The sequence below is a fragment of the Hyella patelloides LEGE 07179 genome (assembly GCF_900659865.1).
Lineage (GTDB): Bacteria > Cyanobacteriota > Cyanobacteriia > Cyanobacteriales > Xenococcaceae > Hyella > Hyella patelloides.
On sequence record NZ_LR214310.1, the window covers coordinates 1 to 1,338 of the forward strand.

Genomic DNA, 1,338 nt, shown 5'->3' on the forward strand with positions numbered 1-1,338 from the left:
GGGCAATAAAATAGGCAAACCTCGTTTAATTCCCCAACTAGAAATATTTGCTCACCCAGAGCGAGAAATCATCTTTGCTTTTGATAACGATACCAAACCCAAAACCATTGCTAACGTTAGAGCAGCCATTAAAATCACTGGCGGATTATTAGCGAGCAGGGGTTGTAAGATTACCGTCATTAGCTGGAATACTCCAGAGAAGGGAGTAGATGACCTGATAGTAGCTAAGGGCGTAGATTTCTTCCATTGCCTCTACAATAACCGTCAACCCCTCTCTAATTTCAATTTATTAAATCTCTTAGATTTATCGAAATACTCCCCTGTAACAGTCGATGAGCGTTATCTGAGTGACTTTAATCACCCAACTGCTACTGCCCAACTCATCGGCATCAAATCCGCCAAAGGAACGGGTAAGACTGAATTAATAGCGAGGAAAGTCCAAAAATTCATTTATGAGGGACGACAAGTCATTGTCATAACTCATCGACAACAACTAGCAATTACCTTGGCTCATCGATTTGGTATCGATTACAGAACCTTTATTAAAACTAGCTCCACTCAAGGAGCATTAGGTTACGCCCTCTGTATCGATTCGCTGCACCCCCACGCTAATCCCCCCTTTAACCCCGACGAATGGAGAGAGGCGGTCGTAATCATCGATGAAGTAGAACAAGTCCTGTGGCATCTGCTTTCTTCCGATACTTGTCAAAATAATCGAGTCGCTATTATCAACAGCTTCAAGCAGCTACTTCAAACTGTCGTCGGTACGGGAGGACAAATCATCGTTGCCGATGCGGACTTATCAGCTATTGCCCTAGATTACATCCGAGCCTTAATCGGCTTCCCCATCGAAACCTATGTCTTAGAGAATCAACACAATCCCAATAAGGGTAAATGCTCGCTTATCAATTATTCGGGCAATGACCCCATTAAATTAGTCACTAACCTAGTTAAAAGCATCGAACGAGGAGAAACAGCCCTAGTTCACACCACAGGACAGAAAGCTAAAAGTAAGTGGGGAACAATCAATCTCGAATCCTACTTGAAAAAGAAATTTCCCACCGCCAAAATCTTAAGAATTGATAGCGAATCAGTAGCCGACCCCAATCATCCAGCAATGGGGTGTATGGACAACCTCAACGCTATTATTGCCCGCTACGACATCGTAATAGTATCTCCTGTAGTGGAAACAGGAGTCAGCATAGACCTTAAAAAACACTTTGACTCGGTGTGGTGTATTGCCTATGGTTTACAAACCGTCGATGCAGTATGTCAGACCACCGAACGACTCAGAGATCATGTCACCCGTCATCTTTGGGTCAAAGCAACGGCAAAAAA

1 protein-coding gene is annotated in these 1,338 nt (G+C 43.5%); it reads left to right on the top strand.

Features of this window, described 5'->3' with window-relative positions:
- Positions 1–1,338: plasmid replication protein, CyRepA1 family (locus H1P_RS33405; protein WP_144875792.1), on the top strand; the 1,338-nt coding region annotated here is incomplete at both ends.